Origin of the sequence: Stutzerimonas decontaminans (assembly GCF_000661915.1) — a bacterium.
GTDB lineage: Bacteria > Pseudomonadota > Gammaproteobacteria > Pseudomonadales > Pseudomonadaceae > Stutzerimonas > Stutzerimonas decontaminans.
The window spans coordinates 3,384,763-3,402,603 of record NZ_CP007509.1 but is presented as its reverse complement, the minus strand read 5'-3'; the positions used below and the strand labels follow the sequence as shown (position 1 = coordinate 3,402,603).

The 17,841-nt window shown below is 61.1% G+C and carries 20 protein-coding genes; 13 read left to right on the top strand and 7 right to left on the bottom strand.

The window, feature by feature from the left end; translation table 11 throughout:
• The first annotated feature begins 314 nt into the window (after positions 1-314).
• The 12 genes from rpoE (at position 315) to pdxJ (ending at position 10,751) form a co-directional block, all read left to right on the top strand.
• Positions 315-896: an RNA polymerase sigma factor RpoE/AlgU gene (rpoE, locus tag UIB01_RS15700; protein ID WP_003282114.1), complete on the top strand. Its 582-nt coding sequence runs from the start codon at positions 315-317 to the stop codon at positions 894-896.
• A 31-nt stretch (positions 897-927) separates the two neighbouring features.
• Positions 928-1,515 (top strand): sigma-E factor negative regulatory protein, encoded by a 588-nt coding sequence (locus UIB01_RS15695; protein WP_038662464.1) that lies wholly within the window; start codon positions 928-930, stop codon positions 1,513-1,515.
• An 8-nt stretch (positions 1,516-1,523) separates the two neighbouring features.
• Positions 1,524-2,468, top strand: coding sequence for a MucB/RseB C-terminal domain-containing protein (locus UIB01_RS15690; protein WP_038662462.1), 945 nt, complete (start codon positions 1,524-1,526; stop codon positions 2,466-2,468).
• Entirely contained in the window at positions 2,465-2,917 is a 453-nt protein-coding gene (locus tag UIB01_RS15685; protein WP_038662459.1) for a SoxR reducing system RseC family protein, read from the top strand. Before UIB01_RS15690 ends, UIB01_RS15685 begins: the two co-directional genes overlap by 4 nt.
• Positions 2,918-2,951: 34 nt before the next feature.
• Complete coding sequence (locus UIB01_RS15680) at positions 2,952-4,367, top strand: DegQ family serine endoprotease (RefSeq protein ID WP_038662457.1); 1,416 nt, start codon at positions 2,952-2,954, stop codon at positions 4,365-4,367.
• 191 nt (positions 4,368-4,558) lie between these two features.
• Positions 4,559-6,358 carry a translation elongation factor 4 gene (lepA, locus tag UIB01_RS15675; RefSeq protein ID WP_038662452.1) on the top strand — a complete coding sequence of 600 codons (1,800 nt, stop codon included), beginning with the start codon at positions 4,559-4,561 and terminating at the stop codon, positions 6,356-6,358.
• 1 nt (position 6,359) lies between these two features.
• Complete coding sequence (gene lepB, locus UIB01_RS15670; protein WP_038662449.1) at positions 6,360-7,214, top strand: signal peptidase I; 855 nt, start codon at positions 6,360-6,362, stop codon at positions 7,212-7,214.
• A gap of 92 nt (positions 7,215-7,306) precedes the next feature.
• On the top strand, positions 7,307-7,684 hold the full coding sequence (locus UIB01_RS15665; RefSeq protein ID WP_038662447.1) for a DUF4845 domain-containing protein: 378 nt from the start codon (positions 7,307-7,309) through the stop codon (positions 7,682-7,684).
• A complete protein-coding gene (rnc, locus tag UIB01_RS15660; protein WP_038662445.1) occupies positions 7,681-8,370 on the top strand; it encodes a ribonuclease III in 690 nt (229 codons plus the stop codon). The genes UIB01_RS15665 and rnc overlap by 4 nt, the downstream gene beginning before the upstream one ends.
• Positions 8,363-9,274, top strand: a complete 912-nt coding sequence (era, locus tag UIB01_RS15655; RefSeq protein WP_038662442.1) for a GTPase Era — start codon at positions 8,363-8,365, stop codon at positions 9,272-9,274. Before rnc ends, era begins: the two co-directional genes overlap by 8 nt.
• A 48-nt stretch (positions 9,275-9,322) precedes the next feature.
• The gene (recO, locus tag UIB01_RS15650; protein WP_038662439.1) at positions 9,323-10,012 is read left to right on the top strand and encodes a DNA repair protein RecO; all 690 of its coding nucleotides are present in this window, start codon (positions 9,323-9,325) and stop codon (positions 10,010-10,012) included.
• Positions 10,005-10,751: a pyridoxine 5'-phosphate synthase gene (pdxJ, locus tag UIB01_RS15645; protein WP_038662436.1), complete on the top strand. Its 747-nt coding sequence runs from the start codon at positions 10,005-10,007 to the stop codon at positions 10,749-10,751. Before recO ends, pdxJ begins: the two co-directional genes overlap by 8 nt.
• 125 nt (positions 10,752-10,876) lie before the next feature.
• Here pdxJ and UIB01_RS15640 read toward each other — a convergent pair whose 3' ends face one another.
• Entirely contained in the window at positions 10,877-11,083 is a 207-nt protein-coding gene (locus tag UIB01_RS15640) for a DUF2905 domain-containing protein (RefSeq protein WP_038662434.1), read from the bottom strand.
• The gene (locus tag UIB01_RS15635) at positions 11,068-12,024 is read right to left on the bottom strand and encodes a LysR substrate-binding domain-containing protein (RefSeq protein ID WP_038662431.1); all 957 of its coding nucleotides are present in this window, start codon (positions 12,022-12,024) and stop codon (positions 11,068-11,070) included. The genes UIB01_RS15640 and UIB01_RS15635 overlap by 16 nt, the downstream gene beginning before the upstream one ends.
• A 131-nt stretch (positions 12,025-12,155) precedes the next feature.
• On the opposite strand from UIB01_RS15635, the gene UIB01_RS15630 reads away from it, so the two are divergent.
• Positions 12,156-12,443, top strand: a complete 288-nt coding sequence (locus tag UIB01_RS15630) for a hypothetical protein (protein WP_180983581.1) — start codon at positions 12,156-12,158, stop codon at positions 12,441-12,443.
• A gap of 15 nt (positions 12,444-12,458) precedes the next feature.
• Here UIB01_RS15630 and cmoB read toward each other — a convergent pair whose 3' ends face one another.
• The 5 genes from cmoB to lon all read right to left on the bottom strand — a co-directional run bounded on the left by cmoB (position 12,459) and on the right by lon (position 17,814).
• Positions 12,459-13,421 (bottom strand): tRNA 5-methoxyuridine(34)/uridine 5-oxyacetic acid(34) synthase CmoB, encoded by a 963-nt coding sequence (gene cmoB, locus UIB01_RS15625; RefSeq protein WP_038662428.1) that lies wholly within the window; start codon positions 13,419-13,421, stop codon positions 12,459-12,461.
• The gene (cmoA, locus tag UIB01_RS15620; protein ID WP_038662424.1) at positions 13,418-14,161 is read right to left on the bottom strand and encodes a carboxy-S-adenosyl-L-methionine synthase CmoA; all 744 of its coding nucleotides are present in this window, start codon (positions 14,159-14,161) and stop codon (positions 13,418-13,420) included. Before cmoA ends, cmoB begins: the two co-directional genes overlap by 4 nt.
• A 60-nt stretch (positions 14,162-14,221) precedes the next feature.
• Positions 14,222-14,794 (bottom strand): hypothetical protein, encoded by a 573-nt coding sequence (locus UIB01_RS15615; RefSeq protein ID WP_038662421.1) that lies wholly within the window; start codon positions 14,792-14,794, stop codon positions 14,222-14,224.
• Between the two features lie 86 nt (positions 14,795-14,880).
• Positions 14,881-15,282 carry a protease inhibitor I42 family protein gene (locus tag UIB01_RS15610; RefSeq protein WP_038662418.1) on the bottom strand — a complete coding sequence of 134 codons (402 nt, stop codon included), beginning with the start codon at positions 15,280-15,282 and terminating at the stop codon, positions 14,881-14,883.
• A 144-nt stretch (positions 15,283-15,426) separates the two neighbouring features.
• The gene (gene lon / locus UIB01_RS15605) at positions 15,427-17,814 is read right to left on the bottom strand and encodes an endopeptidase La (RefSeq protein WP_038662416.1); all 2,388 of its coding nucleotides are present in this window, start codon (positions 17,812-17,814) and stop codon (positions 15,427-15,429) included.
• Positions 17,815-17,841 lie beyond the last annotated feature (27 nt).

Here is a 17,841-nt window from a genome sequence, read left to right as displayed (position 1 = left end):
GACGGGAGGTAGCGTCAAAATAGATCGCTGTGCGGTTGTCTTCTAAGGCGGGGAACTTTTGTCCCGCAGGGCAGCTCAATAGGCAGTTGTGAATGCAAACCGGCTGGCCATCGTGAATGGGCGGTACGAGTTTGCTATGGACACCAGGACGGCGTCGTCAGCAAATCTGGCGTAGCGCTGTGGTGTAATCGCCGTCAGGTATTGCAGGATAGCTTGCTAGGAGGGGGAGAACTTTTGCGTAAAGCCCGGGTCTATTCTGGCAGGTCGGTTCACTGGTGTGAGCGACGCTACTCCGCTTCCGGGAGGGCTCGTTCATGTTGACTCAGGAGCAGGACCAGCAACTGGTTGAACGAGTGCAGCGTGGGGACAAGCGGGCGTTTGATCTGCTGGTGATGAAATACCAGCACAAGATCCTTGGTTTGATTGTGCGATTCGTGCATGACTCCCATGAGGCTCAGGATGTCGCTCAAGAGGCGTTTATCAAAGCCTACCGCGCACTTGCTAATTTTCGCGGCGACAGCGCGTTCTATACCTGGCTGTACCGCATCGCCATCAATACGGCGAAGAATCATCTGGTGGCGCGTGGAAGGCGGCCTCCAGATAGTGATGTAAGTTCCGAGGATGCCGAGTTCTATGAGGGCGATCATGCCCTCAAGGATATCGAGTCACCGGAGCGCTCGCTGCTCAGGGACGAGATTGAAGATACCGTTCATCGAACCATTCAACTTTTGCCGGAAGATTTGCGTACTGCTCTAACACTGCGCGAATTTGATGGTCTTAGTTATGAAGACATTGCGAGCGTCATGCAATGTCCGGTGGGCACTGTGCGATCTCGGATATTTCGAGCGCGCGAAGCCATAGATAAAGCCTTGCAACCCTTGTTGCATGAATCCTGAGACAGCGGCGACAGCCAAGAGAGGAACCGCTATGAGTCGTGAAGCCCTGCATGAATCGCTGTCCGCGGTGATGGATAACGAAGCGGACGAGTTGGAATTACGTCGCATGCTAGCAGGCGACAACCCGGAGCTGCGTGCTACCTGGTCGCGCTATCAGCTTGCCCGTGCCGCCATGCACAAGGAGTTGATTGAGCCGCGTTTGGATATCGCTTCGGCGGTGTCGGCTGCTCTTGCCGATGAGGCTGCTCCGGTCAAGGCGCAGCGCAATGGCTGGAAAGGGCTGGGTCGTTTGGCAGTTGCAGCTTCGGTTACCGTGGCTGTCCTGGCCGGTGTGCGTCTGTACAATCAAAACGAGGTTGCTGGCCCGCAGCTGGCCCAGCAGGCACCTCAGCCAAGTATCACTGTTCCGCAGGCCAGTCAGGGGTCGGCAGTGTTGGCCGGTTACAGCGAGCAGGCAGACGCGACCTCGCAGACTGCAGCAGAAGGTGCTCCGGTTGAGCGCTGGCACGAAGAGCGTCTGCCTTCGTATGTGCGCCAGCATGCGCAGCAGGCTGCTTTTAGTAATGGATCGGAGAGCGCGCTGCCTTACGCTCGCGCGGCCAGCATGGAAGAACGTTAGGGAGAAACATGCGCGTATTACCGCTGTATGTGGTGATTGGGGGCTGGCTATCTATGCCGGCCCTTGCTGCTGATGCTGAGTCTTGGATGGGCCGTCTCGCCGTGGCGGAGCAGAAGCAGAGTTACACAGGTACGTTCGTATATGAACGTAATGGCAGCTTTTCCAGCCATGCGGTTTGGCAGCGCGTCGAAGCCGGTCGTGTGCAGGAGCGCTTGCTCCAGCTGGACGGTGCGCCTGCCGAGGTTGTGCTCGTTGATGGCCGGATGCAATGCGCCACCGACGAGCTTGCCACACAGGTGCGCGAAGCCCAGGCGTGGCATGGGCAGCGTCTGGACCCAAAGGCGCTTTCCGAGTGGTATGAGTTTCGCCAGATCGGCGATTCCCGAGTTGCCGGCCGCGCTGCCGTCGCTCTAGCTGTTGTTCCGCGGGATCAACACCGCTACGGATTCGAGCTACATCTTGATCGTGACACTGCGTTACCGCTCAAGTCGCTGATGCTCAATGAAAAGGGTCAGTTACTCGAACGGTTTCAGTTCACCCATTTTTCTCCTGATGCCATCGATGCACAGCAACTGACGCCCAGTGCCGAATGCAAGCCGGTCTCGGTCAACAAGCGGGAAGCCAATCTTTCCTCGATTTGGCGGTCCGATTGGCTGCCTGAGGGGTTCAAGCTGCTTGACGCCAACGAGCGCCCTAGCCCCGCGTCATCGGAAGTCGTTTCGTGGCTATCTTACGGCGATGGTCTGGCCAGATTTTCTGTGTTCCTGGAGCCTTTGCGCGGCGCGCTGGTAGAAGATGCGCGCAGCCAGATGGGGCCGACGGTGGCCGTATCCAAGCGCATCAGTACAGCCGATGGGGATGTCATGGTGACCGTGGTTGGTGAAATCCCGCTGGGTACGGCCGAGCGTGTAGCGCTTTCCATGCGAACCGGTGCAGAACAGGCACAGCGATGATCGAAGAGCCGGGTCGGGTGGTTGCGCTGGATAGTGGCGCCGTATGGGTTGAAACTCGGCGTAAAAGCACCTGCTCCGGCTGCTCCGCAAAAAACGGTTGCGGGCAAGGGTTGATGGATAGCCTGGGTGTGCGCGAGCGCCGCGGGCTGATTCGCGCGTTGAGCGATCTTCAATTGCAGGTTGGTGATTCGGTGATCGTCGGTATCCGAGAGGATGTATTGTTGCGTGGTGCTGTCCTTGTCTATCTTTTCCCCTTGATCATGCTGATGACTGCGGCGGCGACTGCGGCCCAGTTCTCGGCGCATGAGCCTATCGTCATTCTCGCCGGGCTCGGGGGGTTCTTCGTATCCTGGCTTTTCGTGCGTATACGGAGCCGTAATGCGGCGAACGATCCGAAACTGCAGTCAGTGGTTTTACGCGCGATGCTCGTGGGGCCTACGAGTCCCTGAGCGTCTTGTTTTGTCAGTGGGGAGACTTGTAGTCATGTTCAATCGAAACAGCTGCTTCGCCTTTATAGCGGGGCTGGCAATGCTCGGGCAGGTCGCGGTTGCCCAGGCAGACTTGCCGGATTTCACGCCGCTGGTCGAAAGCGCCTCACCCGCCGTAGTCAACATAAGCACCAAACAGAAGGTGCAGACGCGAGGTGCTACGGCGCAGATGCCCGACTTGGAAGGGTTGCCGCCGATCTTTCGTGAATTCTTTGAACACAGCATCCCACAAATGCCGGGTGCGCCTGGGCGTGGGCAGCAACGTGAGGCGCAGTCCCTAGGCTCAGGTTTCATCATTTCCGACGACGGCTATGTGCTGACCAATAACCATGTGGTCGCTGGCGCCGATGAAATCATCGTGCGTCTGCCTGATCGCAGCGAGCTAGAGGCGAAGCTGATCGGCGCCGATCCTCGCTCCGACGTGGCGGTCCTGAAGGTCGAGAGTAAAGGCCTTCCCACGGTCAAGATCGGTCGCTCCGATGAGCTGAAGGCGGGCGAGTGGGTGCTGGCCATCGGCTCACCGTTTGGTTTCGATCACACGGTCACTGCCGGTATCGTCAGTGCTACCGGCCGTAGTCTGCCCAACGAAAGCTATGTGCCTTTCATTCAGACTGATGTGGCTATCAATCCGGGCAATTCCGGTGGGCCGCTGTTCAATCTCAAGGGTGAAGTGGTCGGTATCAACTCGCAGATCTTTACCCGCTCTGGCGGCTTCATGGGGCTTTCCTTCGCTATTCCAATTGATGTTGCGATGGATGTGGCCAATCAGCTGCGCACCGATGGCAAAGTCAGCCGTGGTTGGCTCGGTGTGGTGATCCAGGAAGTTAACAAAGATCTGGCCGAGTCCTTTGGTCTCGAGCGGCCAGCAGGCGCGCTGGTGGCTCAGGTAATGGATGGCGGCCCGGCTGCGCGCAGTGGGCTACGCGTCGGCGATGTGATCCTCAGTCTCAATGGCAAGCCGATTGTCATGTCGGCGGATCTGCCGCATCTAGTCGGTGCGCTCAAGCCTGGCAGCAAGGCTCGAATGGAAGTGGTGCGTGATGGCGATCGAAAAATGCTCGATGTCAGCATCGGCGCCATGCCCGAAGAGGGCGAGCCGGTTGCAGCTTCCGGGGGTGGCCAGGAGCGCAGCGACAATCGTCTGGGTGTGAAGGTCACCGAGTTGACCGAGGAACAAAAGAAGAGCCTCGATCTGCCCGGCGGCGTAGTGATTACCGAAATCCTCAATGGACCGGCGGCGATGATTGGTCTACGTCCCGGCGATGTGATCACTCATCTGAACAACCAGGCAATCAATTCCGCGGCGACCTTCGGTCGAGTCGCGGAGCAGTTGCCGAAGAACCGCTCGGTTTCGATGCGCGTGTTGCGGCAGGGGCGCGCGAGTTTCATTACGTTCAAGCTCGCCGAGTAACGCTAGCGCAGGGCAATGAAGAAGGGCGGTTTGGACCGCCCTTCATTGTTTTTCGCATCCGGCAAGGGCCATTCTGGGCCTGATGATCCGCACGCGGGCGGCTTGCGCGTGGCACTGCAAGGGCTGATCAGTTACACTTCGCGGCTATTTTCGGCGGGCAATCGGCCCGCGTCTTTTCCGAGTGTTGAGCTGTGAGTGACCTGAGTCATATCCGCAATTTTTCCATCATCGCCCATATCGATCACGGCAAGTCGACCCTGGCAGACCGTTTCATCCAGATGTGTGGCGGTCTGACCGAGCGTGAAATGGAAGCCCAGGTGCTGGACTCGATGGATCTCGAGCGCGAGCGCGGCATCACCATCAAGGCCCACAGCGTCACGCTTTACTATCCCGCCCGCGATGGCAAGACCTACCAGCTGAACTTCATCGACACGCCCGGTCACGTCGACTTTACCTATGAAGTCAGCCGCTCGCTGGCTGCCTGTGAAGGTGCCTTGTTGGTGGTGGACGCTGGCCAAGGTGTCGAGGCGCAGTCTGTCGCCAACTGCTATACGGCGATCGAGCAGGGCTTGGAAGTGATGCCCGTGCTGAACAAGATGGACTTGCCGCAGGCCGATCCGGACAAGGTCAAAGACGAGATCGAGCACATCATCGGTATCGACGCCACCGACGCTGTGGCCTGTAGCGCCAAAAGCGGTATGGGTGTGGATGAGGTGCTAGAGCGCCTGGTTGCGGTGATTCCGCCGCCGACCGGCGATATCGAGGCGCCGCTGCAGGCGCTCATCATCGACTCCTGGTTCGACAATTACCTGGGCGTCGTCTCGCTGGTGCGGGTACGCCACGGCCGTATCAAGAAGGGCGACAAGGTGCTGGTGAAATCCACCGGCAAGGTCCACCAGGTGGACAGCGTCGGCGTCTTCAACCCCAAGCACACCGCCACCGCAGACCTCAAGGCGGGCGAAGTGGGTTTCATCATCGCCGGTATCAAGGACATTCTCGGCGCTCCAGTGGGTGACACGCTGACATTGTCGAGCACGCCGGACGTGGAAATGCTGCCGGGCTTCAAGCGCGTCAAGCCTCAGGTTTATGCCGGCCTATTCCCGGTTAGCTCGGATGACTTCGAAGATTTCCGCGAAGCGCTGCAGAAGCTGACCCTCAACGATGCCGCGCTGCAGTACGAGCCGGAAAGCTCCGACGCGCTGGGCTTTGGCTTCCGCATCGGCTTCCTCGGCATGCTGCACATGGAGATCATTCAGGAGCGCCTCGAGCGCGAGTATGACCTGGACCTGATCACCACGGCTCCGACGGTGGTCTACGAGCTGCTGTTGAAGAACGGTGACACCATCTATGTCGATAGCCCATCGAAGCTGCCCGACATGTCGTCCATCGAGGACATGCGCGAGCCGATCGTGCGGGCCAATATACTCGTGCCGCAGGAGCATCTGGGTAACGTCATTACGCTATGCATTGAGAAGCGCGGCGTGCAGCGCGACCTGCAGTTCCTCGGCAGCCAGGTGCAAGTTCGCTACGACTTGCCTATGAGCGAGGTGGTGCTGGACTTCTTCGATCGTCTGAAGTCCTGCAGCCGTGGTTACGCCTCGCTGGATTACAGCTTCGAGTGTTTCCAGTCAGCCAACCTGACGCGTCTGGACATCCTCATCAATGGCGATAAGGTCGACGCGCTAGCGTTGATCGTCCACCGCGACAACGCCCATTACAAAGGTCGCATCCTCGTTGAGAAGATGAAGGAGCTGATCCCGCGTCAGATGTTCGATGTTGCGATCCAGGCAGCCATCGGTGGCCAGATTGTCGCGCGCAGTACCGTCAAGGCGCTGCGCAAGAACGTTCTGGCCAAGTGCTACGGCGGTGATGTCAGTCGTAAGCGCAAGCTGCTTGAGAAGCAGAAGGCGGGCAAGAAGCGCATGAAGCAGGTCGGTAACGTCGAAATCCCGCAAGAGGCCTTCCTCGCCGTGCTGAAGGTGGATAGCTGACATGTCGATCAACTTCCCGTTGTTGCTGGTTATTGCGGTGGCCGTGTGTGGCCTGTTGGCGTTGAGCGATTTGTTGTTCTTCGCACCTCGTCGCCGGGCTGCGATCGCCAACTATGAAGGGCGCACCGGGGAAATCGATCCATCGACGCTCGAGGCGTTGAACAAGGAACCGGTACTGATCGAGTACGGCAAGTCGTTCTTCCCGGTACTGGCGATCGTGCTGGTGCTGCGTTCGTTTCTTGTCGAACCTTTCCAGATCCCGTCCGGTTCGATGATCCCGACGTTGGAGGTTGGCGATTTCATCCTGGTGAACAAGTTTGCCTACGGCATTCGTCTGCCGGTGGTGGATACCAAGGTGATCGAGGTCAGTGATCCGAAGCGCGGCGACGTTATGGTCTTCCGCTACCCCAACGAGCCGAGCATCAACTACATCAAACGGGTCGTCGGTCTACCTGGTGACGTTGTGCGCTACAGCAGCGATCGTCGTCTGTTCGTCAACGACCAACCGGTCGCCGAAACGTTGGTCGGCGAAGAGCCAGGCAGCCTGGGCAGCGCGGTGCTGTATAGGGAGAAGCTGGGCGAGATGGAGCACCTGATTCGTAAGGAAATGGGGCGTTACCGCATCGAGCCGAGCCGGCAGTGGACCGTTCCGGACGATCACTATTTTATGATGGGCGACAACCGCGATAACTCGAACGACAGCCGTTATTGGCAGGACGAGTCGATTCCCTCCGAGCTTGCCGGCATGGTCCCGGACCGCAATATTGTCGGCAAGGCGTTTGCCGTCTGGATGAGCTGGCCAGATCCTAAGCTCAGCAACCTGCCAAATTTTTCCCGCGTGGGCCTGATTCACTGAAAGCTGTGAATTGCGGCCCTCGCTGAGCGAACCGGGCTCGCTATATTTGTCCTGCCCCGATCGGTGGGTATCAAAACGACATAGAGGTCGACATGAGTTTTGCGCGTTCGCAAAAAGGGCTGTCCATGCTGAGCTGGATCATGGTCCTGGCGGTTGTGGCATTTGTAGCCAGTACCGGGTTCAAGATGTTCCCGCATTATTTCGACTACATGTCCATGGACAAGATCATTCAGTCCGTGGAAACCGACGAAGCGCTTGAGATTCGCAGCGTCCGGGAGTTCTATAGTCATGTCAGCAAGGGGATGCAGGTCAACGGCATCCAGAACATCGATCTGAAGGAAGCGCTGAAGGTCGAGATCCAAAACAACGAGTTCAGGGCGCACCTGAAATACGAAAAACGCGAGCCGCTGATCCGTAATCTCGATCTGGTGGCGAACTTCGACAAAGAATATCGCCTAAGGATGCCGTGAGCACTTCGTTAGCCCGTCTCGAGCGTAGGCTCGGTTATCAATTCAAGGATCAGGAGCTCATGCTCCTGGCCCTGACCCATCGTAGCTATGCCGGACGCAACAACGAGCGTCTGGAGTTCCTCGGCGACGCCATCCTCAACTTCGTCGCCGGTGAGGCGCTGTTCAACCATTTTCCGCAGGCGCGCGAAGGGCAGCTGTCGCGGCTGCGTGCCCGGCTGGTCAAGGGCGAGACGCTGGCAGTGCTGGCGCGTGGTTTCGAACTTGGCGACTATCTGCGGCTGGGCTCTGGTGAACTCAAGAGTGGTGGTTTCCGCCGTGAATCGATTCTTGCGGACACCCTCGAAGCACTGATCGGGGCCATCTATCTGGACGCCGGTATGGACGTCGCCCGTGAGCGGGTCGTCGCCTGGCTGGCCAACGAGTTGCAGGGGCTGACCCTGGTCGATACCAACAAGGATCCCAAGACGCGACTGCAGGAGTTCCTGCAGTCGCGTGCCTGCGAGTTGCCACGTTACGAGGTGGTGGACATCCAGGGCGAACCGCATTGCCGGACCTTCTTCGTCGAATGTCAGGTGGCGTTGCTGAACGAGAAAACGCATGGGCAGGGCGCCAGCCGCCGCATTGCCGAACAGGTTGCCGCGGCAGCCGCATTGATCGCCCTGGGCGTGGAGAACGGACATGACTGACGAACAGCTACAACCTGAAGACGTCAGCCGTTGCGGTTATGTCGCGATCGTCGGTCGGCCGAATGTTGGCAAGTCGACCCTGCTCAACCATATCCTCGGGCAAAAACTCGCAATCACCTCGCGCAAGCCGCAGACCACCCGCCACAACATGCTCGGCATCAAAACCGAAGGCAATGTGCAGGCGGTTTATGTCGACACCCCCGGGCTGCACAAGAACGGTGAAACCGCACTGAACCGCTACATGAACCGCACAGCAGCATCGGCATTGAAGGACGTCGATGTGGTGATCTTCGTCGTCGATCGCACCCGCTGGACGGATGAGGACCAGGCGGTGCTCGAGCGTGTCCAGTATGTCACCGGGCCGTTGATCATCGCGGTGAACAAGACCGACCGTGTCGAAGACAAGGCCGAGCTGCTGCCGCACCTGCGTTGGCTGGCTGAGCAACTGCCGAACGCCGAGATCGTGCCGATTTCTGCGCAACACGGACAGAACCTCGAAACGCTGGAAAAGCTGGTCGCCGACCGGCTGCCCGAAAGTGAGCATTTCTTTCCGGAAGACCAGATCACCGACCGCAGCAGCCGCTTCCTCGCCGCTGAGCTGGTACGCGAGAAGATCATGCGTCAGCTCGGTGCCGAGGTGCCGTACCAGATCACCGTGGAGATCGAGGACTTCAAGCAGGAAGGCCGCGTGCTGCACATCCATGCACTGATTCTGGTCGAGCGTGATGGGCAGAAGAAGATCATCATTGGTGACAAGGGCGAGCGCATTAAACGCATCGGTCAGGAAGCGCGCAAGGACATGGAGGTGCTATTCGACTCCAAGGTCATGCTTCATCTTTGGGTCAAGGTGAAGGGCGGCTGGTCCGACGATGAGCGTGCGCTGCATTCGCTGGGTTACCAGTAAGCGCCGACCCGTAATCTTTGGTGCGCGACGCGCACCTTCTGGCCTGTCATGCACCAACCTGCGTTCGTTCTGCACAGTCGCCCGTACAAGGAAAGCAGCGCGCTGGTCGACCTGTTCACACCACAGGGCCGGCTGCGCGCCGTCATGCGTGCGGCGCGAGGCAAGGCCGGCAGCCTGATTCGTCCCTTCGTATCGCTGGAAGTCGAGCTGCGTGGCAAATCCGAACTGAAGAGCGTTGCCCGCCTGGAAAGCGCCGGCCCATCGCATTGGCTCGATGGCCAGGCGCTATTCAGTGGCATGTACCTCAACGAATTGCTGATCCGCCTGCTGCCTGCCGAAGACGCGCATCCCTCTTTGTTCGACCATTACGTTGCGACACTGTCAGCCTTGGCCGCGCACCGACCGCTGGAGCCGTTGCTGCGTGCCTTCGAATGGCGGCTGCTCAGCGAGTTGGGCTATGGTTTCGCCCTCGATCTGGATCTTTCTGGCCAGCCTATCGACCCTCAGCGACTGTACCGCTTGCTGCCAGACGCCGGCTTGGAGCCGGTCGGCGGGTTTCAGCCGGGGCTGTTCAACGGTGCGGAGCTATTGGCCATGGCCGAGGCCGATTGGCAGGTGCCTGGGGCGCTCGCCGCGGCCAAGCGTCTGATGCGCCAGGCTCTGGCACCCCATCTGGGCGGTCGACCGCTGGTCAGCCGCGAATTGTTCATGAATCTGAAGGAGGCCCCGCGTGACTGAAGCCAATCGAATCCTGCTCGGCGTCAACGTCGACCACGTCGCTACTCTGCGTCAGGCCCGCGGCACTCGTTATCCGGACCCGGTCAAGGCCGCGCTGGATGCCGAGGAGGCCGGCGCAGACGGCATCACGGTGCACCTGCGCGAAGACCGCCGGCATATCCAGGAACGCGATGTGCTAATGATGAAAGACGCCCTGCAGACGCGGATGAACTTCGAGATGGGCGTCACCGAGGCGATGCTCGCGTTCGCCGAGCAACTGCGTCCGGAACACGTCTGCCTGGTCCCGGAAACGCGTCAGGAGCTGACTACCGAGGGCGGGCTGGATGTGCTCGGGCAGGAAGCGCGCATTCGCGAGGCCGTCGAGCGTCTACGTGGCTGCGGTGCGGAGGTCTCGCTGTTCATCGATGCCGACCCGCGGCAGATCGAGGCGGCGGCGCGTGTCGGCGCACCGGCCATCGAACTGCACACCGGCCGTTATGCCGATGCCCACAGCGTGGCCGAGCGGGCCTGCGAGCTGGCCCGCATTCGTGACGGCGTCGAAGCCGGCCTCAGCCATGGGCTGATCGTCAATGCCGGTCATGGCCTGCATTACCACAACGCCGAGGCCATCGCCGCCATCCGTGGTGTCAATGAGCTGAACATCGGCCACGCCATCGTCGCTCATGCGCTGTTCGTCGGCTTCAAGCAGGCGGTCAAGGAAATGAAGCATCTGATCCTCAGCGCGGCGGCACGCGGGTGAAGTACCGAGGTGGAGAGCTGCGCAGCACCTCCACCTCCGCGGCGATGACGCCCAATGGGCAAGCTTTGCGTTGCTCTGCTGTGCGGGTGTTATAGGCGGGCTGGCCCGCTTCAACGGAAGCGCTCTCAGCGGCGGAACAGGTTGACCAGCACGGTCAGCAGGACGCTGAGGATCACCATCGAGGTAATCGGCACGAAGACCCGGCCGCGTTCGGATTCGATGCGGATGTCGCCGGGCAGCCGGCCGAACCAGTTCAACAGCCATGGATAGTAGTGCCACGCGACGCCGAGCAAGAGTAGCGCTGCGCCTGCGATGATCATCCAGCGTGCCATCTCGTCTCCTCGTTTGGCTCGGCTCGACGGCCGCCGCGCGGGTTTCGATATTCGACGAACGCGGCGATCACCTGTTTTGCCAGGATGTCGACCGCTTCGCTCCTATTGCTGCCGCGCAGCAGATTGATCCGATAGTCGCCCAACTGCGGTAGCCCGTATTGCCCATCCAGACACTGCAGGGGAGGGCGTAGCAGGCTCGCGGGGTAGGGCGCGATTGCGAGGTCGGCGATCATCGCCGCTTCCTGGCCGGAGGTCTGCTCACTCGAATAGGCGATGCGGTAGTGGCGACCGATCCGATCGAGCGCATCCAGTGCCTGTCTGCGCCAGGCACAATCGGGGCTGGCCAGGGCCAAGGGCAGCGGCGAGCGCAGCGCTGCAATACCGCCGCTACGGCCGGCCCATACCAGTGGTTCACTATGTACTGGCTCGCCTCTGGAGTCGTCCTGTCCGAGGTTGCCGACGGTGACTAGGGCGAGGTCCAGTTCCCCTGCATCGATGCGCTCGATCATGTCGATGCTGCGCGCGACCGACACATCCACTTCGACTCCGGGGTGGCTGCGAGCGAACAGCGCCAGCAGGCCCGGCAGGATGCGCGTCCCGACATCCGCCGGCGTTCCGAAGCGCACGCGGCCCTGCAGCGCTGGCTGGAGGAAGTGCGCGATGGCCTCTTCGTTGAGCTTGAGCAGGCGTCGGGCATAGCCAAGCAGCGTCTCGCCGGCTGGTGTCAGGCGCACCAGCCGCGCCTCGCGGACGAACAGGGAGCGCCCAAGGGTTTCTTCAAGACGCTTGATCTGCATGCTGACGGCCGAGGTACTGCGATAGACCTGCCCGGCCGCACGGGTGAAGCTGCCGCTTTCGGCGATGGCAACGAAGGTGCGCAAGACATCGCTTTCAAGCAGCGGCGTTGAGGAGGTAGTGGATTGCTCAACCGGCTCGGTCATAGGAAAGGCTTCAGTTTTTTTGAACACAGGCTTTCATATTAGTCGTTTGTTTGAACGACTGATGCCCGCTCATCCTGTAGTCAACGGTGGCGTCACAGTCCGTGGCCACCGCGAGCGAAGCGGAGGTGAGCATGCCTGGTGAACGACGCGATACCTGTGTACGGCAACAATCCGAGCCGCAGATGCCGGATTTCTACATGCCCGCCATGTGGCCGCTGGACCTGCAGCGTAGCCTGCACGACTGGTTCAGCGCCTGGCGGCAGCGACGGCTGTACCGACAACTGCTGAAGCTGGATGATCGCGAGTTGATGTCGCGGGATCTGGATCGGCGCCGGCTTGGTGAAATGGCTCAAGCGCCGTTGCGCCAGTTGGTAGCACAGCGGCGCAAGCGGCGCAGCCCTACAAGCCCCGCTCGTTGAGGGAGAGTCGGGCCGTCAAGGCTTGCGTGCCAGTAACACCGCGCGCATGGGGGCTGGCAAGCCTTCGACCGTTCGGCCGTGATCCTGCGGATCGAGAAAGTCCGGTAGCGACTGGTAACGCATCCACTCCGTGCTGCGCTGCTCCTCAATGCTGGTCACGCTGACGTCGACGCAGCGCACGTCAACGAAGCCGGCGCGGCGCAACCAGCGCTCCAGCGCCTTCACCGAGGGCAGGAACCAGACGTTGCGCATCTGCGCATAGCGGTCTTCCGGCACCAGTGCGGTGTTCTCGTCGCCCTCGACCACCAGCGTCTCCAGCACCAGCTCGCCGCCGCGTACCAGGCAATCCTTGAGGTCGAGCAGATGATCGACCGGTGAGCGACGGTGATAGAGCACGCCCATGGAAAATACCGTCTCGAAGCCTTCGAGCCTGGCCGGCAGCTCTTCCAGTGCGAAGGGCAGATGCCAGACCGGCAGCTCCTGCAGGTAGCGCTTCATCGCATGAAACTGGCAGAAGAACAGCCAGTTCGGGTCGACCCCGACCACGCTGTCGGCGCCGGCACCGAGCATGCGCCACATGTAGTAGCCGTTGCCGCAACCGACATCGAGGATACGTTTACCGACGAGGTTCAGGTGCGGCGCGACCCGGTCCCACTTCCAGTCCGAGCGCCACTCGGTATCGACATGCACGTCGAACACGTCGAACGGACCCTTGCGCCACGGCGAGAGCCCCATCAGCGCATCGTGGGTGGCCTGGCGCGTGGCGTCGTCACAGGTCGCGTCGAGGCGGAAGCCGTCACGCAGTTCGACCTGCACGGGCGCCAGCGCAGGCAGCGCGTCGACGGCGCGCCGCCAGCGCGGCAGATCACCGTGACCGACCGCGAGTTTGTCATCCAGTTGCTGCTGAACGCCGTTGGCCCAGGCGGCCAGCGGGGTGCCGGCCAGGCGCCAGGCGAGGGGAGTCAGGTCAAGATTCATGGCAGGGCGATCAGCGAGGCAAAGTTGAGGCATTGGAACCAGGGCACGACCTTGGAGAAGCCGGCATCCAGTAGCCGTTGGCGATGGGTTTCCAGGCTGTCGGGCTTCATCACGTTTTCGATGGCGCTGCGCTTCTGGGCGATTTCCAGTTCGCTGTAGCCATTGGCGCGCTTGAAGGCGATGTGCAGGTCGGTCTGCAACTGTTGCTCGTCTTCATCTTCGAAGCGAAGCTTTTCCGACAGGATCAGCGCGCCACCGGGCACCAGTGCCTGACGAATGCGGCTGAGCAGCGCCGGGCGCTGTTCCGGTGCGATGAACTGCAGGGTGAAGTTCAGCGCCACCAGTGAGCTTGGCCGGAACTCCAGCGCCAGGATGTCGCCTTCGATAACCTCGACCGGCAGCAGCTCCTGGAACATCGAATCCTGCGCGTGCAGGTACTCGCGGCAGCGCTCGACCATCGCCGCGGAGTTGTCCACCGCGATCACCTGGCAGTTGTTGGCTGTCACGTGACGGCGTAGCGCCTGGGTTACCGCGCCCAGCGAGCAGCCGAGATCGTACAGGTGGGTATCCGGTTGTGCGAATTGAGCAGCGATCACCCCGATGTTTTCGACAATCGTCGGATAGCCGGGAACGGAGCGCTTGATCATGTCGGGAAACACCCGCACCACGTCCTCGTTGAACACGAAGTCGGCGATCTGCGCCTGCGGGGTGGCATAGATTCGGTCGGGAAGTTGCGTCACAGCTGCGTTCCAGCGAAGCAAAAAGGCGCGTATTTTAGCCCAAGTGCGCGCCAGGTTTGCTTATTTCAGCTGGTCGGAAAGAAATTCGCCGGCGCCCTGCAGTGGCCCCAGCGGGTTGCGCTGGACCTGATAGCGTCGAATCTGCGGCTCACCATTGCTGACCTTGTGCACCAGCGTGTCGTCTACCAGCACGAACACCGCACGCAGGTTCCAGCCCTGCACCTGGCGGTTCTTGCGGAAGTTGAGTACGTCCGCCCAGAAGCTGCCGACGCGCTGGCTATCGGTCTGGGTATATTCGAAGGCGTAACCATTGCAGCGGTCCTTGGCCTGCAGACAGGTCAGCAGACTGTCCGGCAGGTATTCAATGGGTATGTTCGGTTGGACGAACAGCTGCCTCACATCCAGAAACGAGAGGACGCGCCCATTGCCGCCATGCTGTGGGTCGAAGCCCAGTTGAAACAGCTCGGCGCGGGTTGTGCTGCCCGGAATGGCGCGGGCGAAGCTGGTCTCGGCGTCCAGATAGTCGCGGAAGCTGGAGCTGACCTCGGCGCGCTCGCTGGGTAGCAGGTTGCCGCAACCACTGGCCAGTATTGGCAGTGCACAACAGAGCAGACACATCCTGAAGCCGTCCATGACCGTTCCCCCCGACTACTTCGCCCCTGTAATCGGTATAGGCGATTTTCAGCCGTGACGCCGGGGATCTGGCCAGTTGATAGCGGTTATTTCACCCGGATGCGGCAGTCGAATCGCTGAGCCGGGGCGACATCCTGTTCCCATGGCCTCGCGTACTCGAGTGCCAGAGTTGTATCGCCGCTGCTGGCTGCGCGGAATCGCCAGGTCGACACCCCGGCGCCACCCACCACACCGGCTTTCTCTGGAACGGTGTAGACCTCCGGGCCGAGCAGTTTCAACTGAGGCGCACCATCGGAACGGAGTGACCAGCGGAAGCCGGTAGTCGGGTTGCTCGGCAAGCGCAGGTTGAATTCCTGGCCCTGGCTCAGCTGCATGGGCTGGCAGCTGCGGGCATGGTTATCCAGCGTAAGGGTGTTGGGCGTTTGCTGTGCACAGGCGCTGAGCAGCAGTGCGGCGGCGGGCAGTAACGCGCGACGAACGAAGAGCATGGAGCGGCACCGGTCGGATTGGTTGCGAAGAGGATAGCCGTCCCGGTGCTTCAGCCCAAGCCTAGAGTCCCTGCAGCCGAGGCTTCGAATGCTCTATCGGCCGGTGGTGATCGCCAGGCAAGTACCGCTTGCCTGGCGTTGCCTTCAGAACAGCACTTTGGCCACGTCGGCGAAACGCTTGGCGAAGTGCACCGTCAGGCCTTCCTTGAGGTAGTCGGGCAACTCTTCGAAGTCGCCGCGGTTCGCTTCCGGAAGGATCAGCTCGAAGATCTTCTGCCGCCGCGCTGCGATTACCTTTTCGCGTACTCCGCCGATCGGCAGCACGTGGCCGGTCAGCGTCAGCTCGCCAGTCATGGCCACGCCTTTTTTCGGCGGCTGGTTGCGCGCCAGCGACAGCAGCGCGCTGGCCATGGTGATGCCGGCGCTGGGGCCGTCCTTGGGCGTGGCGCCTTCCGGTACGTGCAGGTGCACGAAGGCCTGATCGAAGAACTGCGGGTCGCCCTTGAACGTCTTCAGGTTCGAGGTCACGTAGCTGTAGGCGATCTCTGCCGATTCCTTCATCACGTCACCGAGCTTGCCGGTGAGCTTGAAGCCGCGGTTCAGCGTATGGATGCGCGTGGCCTCGATCGGCAGGGTGGCGCCGCCCATGCTGGTCCAGGCGAGGCCGGTGATCACGCCGACGCCGGAGAGCACCTGCTCGCTGCGGAACACCGGTTTGCCGAGATAGCTTTCCAGGTCTTTCGGCGTGATTTTCAGCACCGCTTGCGGGTCTTCAAGTAGTTTTACCACTGCCTTGCGCACCAGCTTGCCGAGCTGCTTTTCCAGCTGGCGCACGCCGGCCTCGCGGGCATAGCCCTCGATCACCGCTTTCATGGCGCTGTCGCTGATGGCCAGGCGCTGCTTGGGCACGCCGGTCTTGTCCAGCAGCTTGGGCCACAGGTGGCGCTTGGCGATGGCCAGCTTTTCCTCGGCGATGTAGCCGGACAGGCGGATCACCTCCATGCGATCGAGCAGCGGGCCGGGAATCGAGTCGAGGGTATTCGCCGTGCAGACGAACAGCACCTTGGACAGGTCCAGGCGCAGATCCAGATAGTGGTCGAGGAATTCGACGTTCTGCTCGGGGTCCAGCGTCTCCAGCAGCGCCGAGGCCGGATCGCCCTGGTAGCTGCTGCTGAGCTTGTCGATCTCGTCGAGCATGATCACCGGGTTCATAACCTCGACGTCCTTGAGCGCCTGCACCAGCTTGCCGGGCAGGGCGCCGATGTAGGTGCGGCGGTGGCCCTTGATCTCCGCCTCATCGCGCATACCGCCTACCGAGAAGCGATAGAACGGCCGCCCCAGGGATTCGGCGATGGACTTGCCGATGCTGGTCTTGCCCACGCCCGGCGGGCCGACCAGTAGCACGATGGAACCGGCAATCTCGCCCTTGAATGCGCCGACGGCGAGAAACTCGAGAATGCGGTTCTTGATGTCATCGAGGCCGGCGTGGTGTTTGTCCAGCACCTTGCGCGCGCGCTTGAGGTCGAGCTTGTCCTGGCCGAACACACCCCAGGGCAGGGCGGTGGCCCAGTCCAGGTAGTTGCGGGTGACGGCGTATTCCGGCGAGCCGGTCTCGAGGATCGACAGCTTGTTCAGTTCCTCGTCGATGCGCTTCTGCGCGGCCGGTGGCACCACCTTGCCCTCCAGGCGGGCGCGGAACTCGTCGGCGTCGGCGCTCTTGTCGTCCTTGGTGATCCCCAGTTCACGCTGGATGATCTTCAGCTGCTCTTTGAGGAAGAATTCGCGCTGGCGCTCGCCGATCTTGCGATTGACCTCGCCGGTCAGTTCCTTCTGCAGCTTGCCGACCTCGACTTCCTTGCGCAGCAGCGGCAGCACTTTTTCCATGCGCTTGAGCACCGGCACGGTGTCCAGCACTTCCTGCAGTTCGACGCCCGGCGCGGTGGTCAGCGCGGCGGCGAAGTCGGTCAGCGGCGACGGGTCGTTGGGGCTGAAGCGATTGAGGTAATTCTTCAGTTCCTCGCTGTACAGAGGATTGAGTGGCAGCAGCTCCTTGATCGCATTGATCAGCGCCATGCCGTAGGCCTTCACCTCGTCGCGCGGGTCCTCGTCGCTCTTCGGATAGTCGACTTCCACCAGGTACGGTGGTTTGCGCCGCAGCCAGCCGCGGATGCGCACCCGCGCCAGGCCCTGGGCGACGAACTGCAGCTTGCCACCTTCCTGCGAGGCGTGGTGCACGCGGACCATGGTGCCGTGTTCCGGCAGGCTGTCCGGATCGAAGGTGGCCATATCCAGCACAGGCGAGTCGACGAAGAACAATGCCACGCGCTGATGCGGCGTCTTGGCCACGCGTTCCAGCGTCTCGGCCCAGGGATCTTCGTTGACGATCACCGGCAGAACCTGAGCCGGGAAGAAAGGACGGTTGTGCACCGGGATGATGTAGAGCTTGTCCGGTTGCTGTTGATCGGGCAGTACGAGACCGTTGGAGGAGATGATTTCCTGCTCGATATGATCCTGATTGACGTCGTCGTTCATGCGGCACCCGTTGCGAATACGTGCAAC

Bases quoted from the DNA above. Each gene is read 5' to 3' on its own strand.
- rpoE (WP_003282114.1), top strand. From the start codon at position 315: ATGTTGACTCAGGAGCAGGACCAGCAACTGGTTGAACGAGTGCAGCGT.
- UIB01_RS15695 (WP_038662464.1), top strand. From the start codon at position 928: ATGAGTCGTGAAGCCCTGCATGAATCGCTGTCCGCGGTGATGGATAAC.
- UIB01_RS15690 (WP_038662462.1), top strand. From the start codon at position 1,524: ATGCGCGTATTACCGCTGTATGTGGTGATTGGGGGCTGGCTATCTATG.
- UIB01_RS15685 (WP_038662459.1), top strand. From the start codon at position 2,465: ATGATCGAAGAGCCGGGTCGGGTGGTTGCGCTGGATAGTGGCGCCGTA.
- UIB01_RS15680 (WP_038662457.1), top strand. From the start codon at position 2,952: ATGTTCAATCGAAACAGCTGCTTCGCCTTTATAGCGGGGCTGGCAATG.
- lepB (WP_038662449.1), top strand. From the start codon at position 6,360: ATGTCGATCAACTTCCCGTTGTTGCTGGTTATTGCGGTGGCCGTGTGT.
- UIB01_RS15665 (WP_038662447.1), top strand. From the start codon at position 7,307: ATGAGTTTTGCGCGTTCGCAAAAAGGGCTGTCCATGCTGAGCTGGATC.
- era (WP_038662442.1), top strand. From the start codon at position 8,363: ATGACTGACGAACAGCTACAACCTGAAGACGTCAGCCGTTGCGGTTAT.
- recO (WP_038662439.1), top strand. From the start codon at position 9,323: ATGCACCAACCTGCGTTCGTTCTGCACAGTCGCCCGTACAAGGAAAGC.
- UIB01_RS15640 (WP_038662434.1), bottom strand. From the start codon at position 11,083: ATGGCACGCTGGATGATCATCGCAGGCGCAGCGCTACTCTTGCTCGGC.
- UIB01_RS15635 (WP_038662431.1), bottom strand. From the start codon at position 12,024: ATGACCGAGCCGGTTGAGCAATCCACTACCTCCTCAACGCCGCTGCTT.
- UIB01_RS15630 (WP_180983581.1), top strand. From the start codon at position 12,156: ATGCCTGGTGAACGACGCGATACCTGTGTACGGCAACAATCCGAGCCG.
- cmoB (WP_038662428.1), bottom strand. From the start codon at position 13,421: ATGAATCTTGACCTGACTCCCCTCGCCTGGCGCCTGGCCGGCACCCCG.
- UIB01_RS15615 (WP_038662421.1), bottom strand. From the start codon at position 14,794: ATGGACGGCTTCAGGATGTGTCTGCTCTGTTGTGCACTGCCAATACTG.
- UIB01_RS15610 (WP_038662418.1), bottom strand. From the start codon at position 15,282: ATGCTCTTCGTTCGTCGCGCGTTACTGCCCGCCGCCGCACTGCTGCTC.
- lon (WP_038662416.1), bottom strand. From the start codon at position 17,814: ATGAACGACGACGTCAATCAGGATCATATCGAGCAGGAAATCATCTCC.